This is a genomic window from Myxococcus sp. CA033 (assembly GCF_013336625.1).
GTDB classification, from domain to species: Bacteria; Myxococcota; Myxococcia; order Myxococcales; family Myxococcaceae; genus Myxococcus; species Myxococcus llanfairpwllgwyngyllgogerychwyrndrobwllllantysiliogogogochensis.
In genome coordinates this window covers 364,961-373,076 of record NZ_JABUMU010000007.1, presented here as the reverse complement: position 1 = coordinate 373,076, position 8,116 = coordinate 364,961, and the positions used below count along the sequence as shown (strand labels likewise).

General features: G+C 68.7%; 7 protein-coding genes. 5 read left to right on the top strand and 2 right to left on the bottom strand.

Annotation, left to right across the window (positions count from 1 at the left end; genetic code table 11):
* The 5 genes from HUA78_RS20710 to HUA78_RS20690 all read left to right on the top strand — a co-directional run.
* Positions 1-1,913: condensation domain-containing protein (locus HUA78_RS20710; protein WP_254623805.1), on the top strand; the 1,913-nt coding region annotated here is incomplete at its 5' end.
* 6 nt (positions 1,914-1,919) lie between these two features.
* Positions 1,920-3,134, top strand: a complete 1,215-nt coding sequence (locus HUA78_RS20705; RefSeq protein WP_174455427.1) for an aminotransferase class I/II-fold pyridoxal phosphate-dependent enzyme — start codon at positions 1,920-1,922, stop codon at positions 3,132-3,134.
* Between the two features lie 20 nt (positions 3,135-3,154).
* The gene (locus HUA78_RS20700; RefSeq protein ID WP_174476975.1) at positions 3,155-4,045 is read left to right on the top strand and encodes an aldolase/citrate lyase family protein; all 891 of its coding nucleotides are present in this window, start codon (positions 3,155-3,157) and stop codon (positions 4,043-4,045) included.
* Positions 4,042-4,569, top strand: a complete 528-nt coding sequence (locus HUA78_RS20695; protein WP_141642298.1) for a MaoC/PaaZ C-terminal domain-containing protein — start codon at positions 4,042-4,044, stop codon at positions 4,567-4,569. The genes HUA78_RS20700 and HUA78_RS20695 overlap by 4 nt, the downstream gene beginning before the upstream one ends.
* Positions 4,556-5,554, top strand: coding sequence for an NAD(P)H-quinone oxidoreductase (locus HUA78_RS20690; RefSeq protein WP_174455429.1), 999 nt, complete (start codon positions 4,556-4,558; stop codon positions 5,552-5,554). The genes HUA78_RS20695 and HUA78_RS20690 overlap by 14 nt, the downstream gene beginning before the upstream one ends.
* Positions 5,555-5,557: 3 nt before the next feature.
* Here the strand turns inward: HUA78_RS20690 and HUA78_RS20685 are convergent, their stop codons facing one another.
* Together HUA78_RS20685 and HUA78_RS20680 are read right to left on the bottom strand one after the other, a co-directional pair.
* Entirely contained in the window at positions 5,558-6,628 is a 1,071-nt protein-coding gene (locus tag HUA78_RS20685; RefSeq protein ID WP_371745617.1) for an ornithine cyclodeaminase family protein, read from the bottom strand.
* A 222-nt stretch (positions 6,629-6,850) separates the two neighbouring features.
* The gene (locus HUA78_RS20680; protein ID WP_174455431.1) at positions 6,851-7,885 is read right to left on the bottom strand and encodes a formylglycine-generating enzyme family protein; all 1,035 of its coding nucleotides are present in this window, start codon (positions 7,883-7,885) and stop codon (positions 6,851-6,853) included.
* Between the last annotated feature and the right edge of the window lie 231 nt (positions 7,886-8,116).

Below are 8,116 nucleotides of genomic sequence, written 5' to 3'. Positions count from 1 at the left end.
GGGTGGAGTTGGGGGAGGTGGAGGCGGCGCTGAGGGAATTGGCGGGAGTGAGGGACGCGGCGGCGGGGGTGCACGAGGACGCGCCGGGGGACAAGAGGCTGGTGGGGTACGTGGTGCTGGGGGAGGGCGTGGAGTGGGAGCCGGAGGTGCTGCGCGAGGCGCTGGCGCGGAAGCTTCCGGAGCACATGGTGCCGCCTGCGCTGATGAAGCTGGAGGCGCTGCCGCTGACGCCGAGCGGGAAGCTGGCGAGAAGCAAGCTGCCAGCGCCGGACGTGGAGAGTCTGCGGGGCGCGGCGCCCTTCGTGGCACCGAGAGACGCGCTGGAGGTGCAACTGGCGGAGGCCTTCGCGGCGGTGTTGAAGCTGCCGCGCGTCAGCGTCACCGACAGCTTCTTCAGCATGGGCGGCCATTCCCTGCTGGCGACCCAGTTGGTGTTCCGCCTCCGGAATCAGCTCAAGGCGGAGGTCCACCTCAAGACGTTGTTCGAGGCGCCCTCCGTCGCGGCGCTGGCCCGGCGCATCGAGTCCACGCCGCGCGAGCCCTTGAGTGTGCTGCCTCCGCTGGTTCGTGCCTCTCGCGGTTCACTCCCTCCGCTGTCCTATTCGCAGGAGCGACTGTGGCGGTTGTTCAAGGCGAACCCCACGTCCACGGCCTACAACCAGCCCGCGGCCTACCGGTTCAAGGGCGCGCTGCAGGTGGAGGCGCTCCGGGCCGCGGTCCAGGGGCTGGTGGATCGCCACGCGTCGCTGCGCACCACCTTCACCGAGGAGGACGGCAGGCCCGTGCAGAAGGTCGCCGCGTCGATGCGAATCGACCTCCCGATGGAGGACTTCCGGGGCCGGGAGGACGCGGAGACGGAGCTGCTCAGGCGCATCGCGGAGGATGCTCGCCGGCCCTTCGACCTCACCCGGGGGCCGCTCGTGCGCGGCTCGCTGATTCGCCTCGCGGACGACGAACACCTGTTCATCTTCAGCAAGCACCACATCCTCTCAGATGGCTGGTCGGAGAGCATCATCACCCGCGAGGTGGTGCACCTGTACTCGGCCTTCGCGCGCGGGGAGACGCCCTCGCTTCCGCCGCTCCACATCCAGTACCCGGACTACGCGGCCTGGCAGCGTCGCTGGCTCTCCGGCGCGGAGCTGGAGGCTCGGCTGGGCTACTGGCGTGGGGCGCTGGCGAAAGCCCCGAAGCTGCTGAACCTCCCCGTCGACAAGCCCCGTCCGACCACGCGCACGTTCAACGGCACGTCGATCTCCGTCGCGCTCGGGCGCGCGCGCAGTGACTCCCTCAACCTGCTCTGCCAGAAGGAGCGGGTGACGCCGTTCATGGCGCTGCTGTCGCTCTTCGGCACCTTGCTCTGCCACCGGGCGCGCCAGGAAGAAATCGTCATCGGCTCGCCCATCGCCAACCGGGCGCTCCCGGAGCTGGAGTCGCTCATCGGCCTCTTCGTCAACACCGTGGCGCTGCACGTGGACCTGCGGGGTAACCCGAGCTTCCGACAGCTCCTGTCACGGGTTCGCGATGTCACGTTGGGCGCCTACGCGCACCAGGAGGTGCCGGTCGACCAGGTGGTGGATGCCCTCGTCCCCCAGCGACAGCCGGATCGAGCGCCGCTCTTCCAGGTGATGTTCGTCCTCCAGAACACGCCCATGGAAGCGCTGGTGCTCCCGGAGCTGACCCTGGTCCCCATGCCCGCGGACCGGGGCGCGTCCATCTATGAGCTGACCTTGTCCTTGCAGGAGCGGGGGGATGGCTTCTCCGGCCTGCTGGAGTTCAACACCGACCTCTTCGAGCCGGACACTCCGCGACGTCTCCGCGACGCCTTCGTCGTGCTCCTCGAGCGCGTGCTGGCGTCGCCGGACCTGGCGGTAGGAATCGATGCGGTCGTCCCCGGATTCGAAGTGCAGGAGTGAGCCGTCATGGAACTCAAGAATCGCTATCGCAACACGGAGTCGATGATTGGCCACGGCAATCCCTCCTTCACCGCCGCCAAGGAGGCGGGGTTGTTGGACTTGTCCGTGCACAACACCGGGCACGGCTCGCTGTCGCTGCCGGATGGACGTGAGTTCTTCAACACCTGCTCGTGCTCCTACCTGGGACTCGACTCGCACCCGGACGTGCTCCAGGGCGCCATCGAAGTCCTCCAGCGAGAGCGGACGATGACCATGTCCATCTCCCGCCTGCGCGTGCGGCTGGCGGACCTGGATGCGCTGGAGGAGGAGCTGACCGCGCTCTGGCGCGCCAAGACGGTCGTCACCAACTCCGCCAGCTCCGCGAGCGCGGGCCTGTTGCCCCTCATCGCCTCCGGGCACCTGCTGCCGGATGGCCAGAAGCCCATCCTCGTCTTCGACAAGTCCGCGCACTTCTCGATGAACCTCATCAAGCCCATCTGCGCCGATGAGACGCATGTCATCACCGCGCCACACAACGACCTGGACTTCCTCGAGGACCTCTGCCGCAAGCACGCGCGCGTCGCCTACGTCGCGGACGGGTTCTACTCGATGGGCGGCGTGGCCATCGTGAAGGACCTGTTCGCCCTCCAGGACAAGTACGGGCTGTTCCTCTACTTCGATGACTCCCACTCGCTTTCCATCTACGGCGGCGCGGGAGAGGGCTACGTGCGCGCGATGATGGGCGGGGAGGTCAACCCGCGCACCATCATCATCGGCTCGCTGGGCAAGGGCTTTGGCACCGCGGGTGGCGCCATCATGCTCGGCCCGGGGCAGCACGCGGACCTCGTGGGCCGCTTCGCGGGACCGCTCGGCTGGTCGCAGAGCCTGGCGATTCCAGCCATCGGCGCGAGCCTGGCCTCCGCGCGCATCCATGGCGGGCCGGAGCTGGCCGCGCGTCAGCAGACCCTGCGCGCCAACGTGCGCTACTTCGACGAGCGCGTTCCCACGCGAACCGCCGGCGAGGACTTCCCCATCAAGATCATCGACGTGGGACCCGAGACGGCCGCGGTGGAGCGCTCGCGGAAGTTGATGGAGCGGGGGTTCTACGCGTCCGCGGTGTTCTTCCCCATCGTCCCGAAGGGACGGGCGGGGCTGCGCATCATGCTGCGCTCCAACATCTCCCCCGAGGACCTCCAGCGGCTCTGCGATGCCGTGGTGGAGCTGTCCTCGCCTGAGTCCTGAGCGATGGAGCCAAGCGCATCATGACCATGCCATTGCAGTGCAGGTCCTTCCTGGTGACGCCCGCCATCGACCCCATTCGCTTCGACAAAGCGGTGGAGGTGGGGGCGGACCTGGGATTGCTGGACCTGGAGGACGGTGTCCCGGAGACCCTCAAGTCCGAGGCGCGTCGACTGGCCATCTCCTATCTGTCCTCGTCGAGGCCCCGCGGCCCCCTGTGCCTGCGCATCAACAGCCTTCGCACCGAGGCGGGTCTTCGCGACGTGCTCGCCCTCCTGGACTCCAACGCCCGGCTGGACGCCTTGCTGCTGCCGAAGGTGGAGTCCCCGTCGGAGCTCCACCAGGTGGAGGCGCTGCTGGGGGATCGCTTCCCGGAGCTGGCGCTGCTGGCCATCATCGAAACGGCGCGCGGCGTGGAAGCGGTGGACGCCATCGCCATGGCCACCCCCCGGTTGCGGGGCCTCATCTTCGGCGCCGCGGACCTGTCCGCGCAGCTGGGGGTGCCCCTGGCCTGGGAGCCGCTGCTCTACGCGCGCTCACGCATCGCCATGGCGGCGGCCATCGCCGGGGTGAATGCCATCGACTCGCCGTTCTTCGACCTGGAGGACCTGGCGGAGCTGGAGGACGAGACGCGCCGGGTCTGCGCGCTGGGCTTCACCGGGAAGATCGTCATCCACCCGGACCAGGTGGGCGTCGTCCACGCGGCGCTGCGGCCCACCGCGCAGATGGTGGCCCACGCGCGTCGCGTGCTGGCGCAGGCGGGGGATGGAAAAGGCGGCATCCACGTCGTCGGAGGGAGCATGATTGGTCCTCCGCTGGTGACGGTGGCTCGGCGCGTGCTGGCCAGCGTCCAGCTCGAGGAGGCTCTGGCACCCGTCCAACTCCGGGCGGGTTCCAGGAGTGGAGACTCATGAAGAAATTGGTGGCTGCCCACAAGAAGGTGGGCAAGCAGCGCTACCGGGAGACCCACGGCCTCTTCTACGAGGACTTCGAGGTGGGGGATGTCTTCGAGCACCGTCCGGGTCGAACCATCACCGACGTGGACAACATGTGGCAGTCCCTGCTGAGCCTGAACACGCACCCGCTCCACATCGACGCCGTCTACGCCAGCAAGACGGAGTGGAAGCAGCCGCTCATCTCCAGCCTCGTCACCCTGGCCATCGTCGGGGGGATGAGTCTCAACAGCACCAGTGCCAAGGGCGTGGCGAACCTCGGGTGGGATCGCATCCGGTTGACGGCCCCCGTCTTCGTGGGGGACACCCTCTACGCGGAGAGCCGGGTGCTGGCGAAGCGAAGGTCCCGCTCTCGCGCGAAACAGGGAGTCGTCACCGTGGAGACGAAGGGCCTCAAGGCGGACGGCACCGTCGTGATGACCTTCGAGCGCTCCTTCCTCGTGCCCTTGCGGCGCCATGGCGTGGACGTGGATGCGAACTACTGAAGTGATGACGGCGGTGGTGGTGCGGCGTCCAGGCGGTCCGGAGCAGCTTCATCTGGCGGAACTTCCTCGCCCGGTTCCGGGCCCTCACCAGCTCCTCGTCAGGGTGCGCGCCTCCGCCCTCAACCGGACGGACACCACGCAGCGCGCTGGGGGCTACGCGCTGCCTCCGGATGTCACCAGTCCGTTGCTCGGGGTGGAGGTCTCCGGTGTCGTGGAGGCCGTGGGAGTGGCAGTTCGTTCCTTCGCGCCCGGCCAGCGGGTCTTCGGGCTGGTGGACGGCGGCGGCTATGCGGAGGCGTGCCTGATGGAAGAGGGCATGGCGGTCCTCATGCCGGAGGGCTGGTCCTTCGTCGAAGCCGCGGCCACGCCAGAGGCGTACTGCACCGCGCATGAGTCCCTGCTGGAGCTGGGCGGTCTGGGCCCGGGCCAGTCCGTGCTCGTCCACGCGGGGGGCAGCGGGATTGGCACCGCTTGCATCCAGGTGGCGCGCGCGGTGGGCGCACGCGTATTCGTCACCGTGGGCAGCGAGGAGAAGAAGCGCCGGTGTCTCGAACTCGGCGCCGACGCGGGCGTGGTGCGCACCCAGGAGGACTTCGCGCCGGTGCTCGCGCGGTGGACGGACGGGCGCGGCGTGGACCTGGTGGAGGACTTCGTTGGCGGCGCGGCGCTGGAGCGCAACCTCGCTTCGCTGCGCCTGGGCGGATGCCTGCTGCTGGTGGGGCTGATGGATGGGATGCGCGGAGACGTGGACCTGAAGCAGGTGGTGCTGCGCCGGCTTCAAATCAAGGGCATGGCCCTGCGCCCGTTGCCGCTCGAGGCCAAGGCGGCCGTCACGCGGCGCTTCCAGGCGCGGTGGCTGCCGGAGTTGGTCGCCGGCAGGGTCCGCCCCATCATCGACTCCACCTTCCCGCTGGCGCGCGTGGCGGAGGCTCACCGCCACATGGAGTCCAACGCGAGCTTCGGGAAGATCGTCCTGGAGGTCTGAAGCTCAGCTCCCCGTGGCGCGGCGGAGGTCGCGCACCGGCGCGGCGTCCGGCTCGCGCAGCAGGGCGTAGGGGTCCAACGCGTCGCCGCCGACCGTCTCCAGGCCCACGGACGTGCCCAGCCCCAGCCGCTCCGCGTGCCGCAGCATCAGCGCGGTGACGACCTGGTCCTCCAGCGCGTAGCCCGTGGAGTCGAACACGGTGGAGCGCTGCCGCCACGACTCGTACACGTCCGGGTTCTTCACCAGGGTGGTGAGGTCCGGGCCCACCTGCTCGGGGCGAATCTGCTGGCACTCGCCCTCCACCAGGCACTGCACGAGGAAGTCCGGGCACACCAGGCTGCGCTCGAGCAGCTCCTTCGGCAGCTCCGTCTTGCCGGGCAGGTCCGAGCCCACGGCGTTGATGTGGACGTGCGGCTTGAGCGCCTTGCCGGAGATGACCGGCCCGCCTCCCACGGCGACGGAGGTCGCGGTGCAGATGATGTCCGAGCGCTCCTCCAGCTCCGCCAGCGTCACGACCTTCACGTCCAGCCCCAGGAACGCCGTGCGGCGCGCGAGTGACTGCTGCGCCTCCGGATTCGTGTCGAAGGCCAGCACCTCGTTGATGGGGAACACGCGCCGGATGGCGTGCAGCTGCGTGACAGCCTGGGCCCCGCAGCCAACCAGGCCGATGACGCGGCTGTCCGGCGAGGCCAGCGCGCGCGTGGCCACCGCGGAGGCCGCGCCCGTGCGCAGCGCCGTGGCGAAGACGCCGTCCATCAATGCAATCAGATGGCCGGTGTGCACGTCGTAGAGGCTGTTGGTCGCGATGATGGTCGGCAGCCCGTGAGCCTCGGGGTTGAACGGGCTGTAGCTCACCATCTTCACCGTCACCGCGCTGCCCCGCTGCATCACCGGCATCCACTCCAGGCAGCCTGGCTGACGCGGGTGATCCAACAGGAAACCGTCACGCTTGCGCACTTCCGTGAGCTCGCCGTCAAACGTGCGCAGCGCTTCGGTCAGTGCACGGATGAGCTCGTCCATCAGCGCGTCCGCGCCCAGCTCCTCCACGATGCAGCGCAGGTCGGACCGAGTCACCAACAGTGTCCGTGTCGCGTCGCTCTTCACTCGTAATACCCCTGGGCTGATTCACTGTTTCAGCAGTTGGCGAGCGAAACAGGGCCTGCTGATAACACAGGTCTGTAGTGGGAGCGCAAACTAGCAGGGCTTTCATGTTCGCGACCAGGGGGTGCCCAAACCGGCGGAAACTGGCGTGTTTGCCGCGGTTCCATCCAACGGCTCGTGGTTTCCGAGGATGCGTCACTTTTCTGGAACACGGACGAGACATCGGAATCCGATGTGTGTGGTTCCACTGTCCACGGCTTGCGGAGAACGTGCGGCGGGTCGGTAGCGCAAGCAGTAGTTGGACGCGCACAGGTGGCTTCCGCCCTTGAGGACGCGGCGCGGAATCTTCACCTGTGGCGTGCAGGGGTCCAGGCTCTTGCCGCTCGACGGAGGGCCCCGTGGATTGACGGGGATGCAGCACGCCTTGCCCCCGTTGCCCTGGTGCCGCTCCTGGAACCAGTCCGTGGTCCACTCCCAGACGTTGCCCGCCATGTCGAACAGGCCGTACCCGTTGGGTGGGAAGGTCCCCACTGGCGAGGTCCCCTCGAAACCATCGGTGTTCAGGTTTTGCCAGGGGAACTCTCCCTGCCAGATGTTGGCCATGTGCTGGCCTCCAGGGGAGAACTCGTCGCCCCAGACGTAGACCTTGCGGTCCAGGCCCGCGCGGGCCGCGCGCTCCCACTCCGCTTCGCTGGGCAGGGCCTTTCCGACCCAGGCGGCATAGGCCTCCGCGTCCTCGTAGGCGACGTGGAGCACGGGATGCGACTCGAGGCCCTTCCAGGTGCTGCCGTGTCCCTCCGGCTGCTTCCAGCAGGCGCCGGGGGTATAGGCCCACCACTGGGACAGGTCCTTCAGGTCCACGCGTTGGGCCGCCTTGCGAAACACGAGCGAGCCGGGCACGAGCAGCTCCGGGGCCGCGCCCGGGAAGTCGTCCGGATTCAGCGGACGCTCGGCCACGGTGAGGTAACCCGTTGCCTCCACGAAGCGCGCGAAGTCGGCGTTCGTCACCGTGTGGCGGTCCATCCAGAAGCCGCTCACCGTCACCTGATGCGCGGGCCGCTCCTCCGGATAGTGGTGGTCCGAGCCCATCCAGTACGTGCCACCGGGGATCCACGCCATGCCCGGGAACGGTGCGTCTCCGGGCGCCGCATCCGTGACGACCTCGTTGCCGGCGCGCGAGACGCGCGCCTCCAGGGGCGTGGCATCACCAACGACCTCCGTGCCGCTCATTCGTCGCCTCGCTCCTTGGAACCCCGCCAGGAGGGAACGTGTCCGGTCCCCATGGGGCAAGCTGGGTGGCGCCGTTCCGGACGACAAGCCGGCCCTCCAGGGCGGGGCTCGCGACGTGCCGCCGCGGTCGAGCACCCGGACCTGCGAGCGCCCGGCGCGAGTCCTCGCGTGGATTGGCGGCCTGTACACGCGTGGACAAAGTCCTCTCGCCAACGTGGTTCGACCCGAACC

Bases quoted from the DNA above. Each gene is read 5' to 3' on its own strand.
- HUA78_RS20705 (WP_174455427.1), top strand. From the start codon at position 1,920: ATGGAACTCAAGAATCGCTATCGCAACACGGAGTCGATGATTGGCCAC.
- HUA78_RS20700 (WP_174476975.1), top strand. From the start codon at position 3,155: ATGACCATGCCATTGCAGTGCAGGTCCTTCCTGGTGACGCCCGCCATC.
- HUA78_RS20695 (WP_141642298.1), top strand. From the start codon at position 4,042: ATGAAGAAATTGGTGGCTGCCCACAAGAAGGTGGGCAAGCAGCGCTAC.
- HUA78_RS20690 (WP_174455429.1), top strand. From the start codon at position 4,556: ATGCGAACTACTGAAGTGATGACGGCGGTGGTGGTGCGGCGTCCAGGC.
- HUA78_RS20680 (WP_174455431.1), bottom strand. From the start codon at position 7,885: ATGAGCGGCACGGAGGTCGTTGGTGATGCCACGCCCCTGGAGGCGCGC.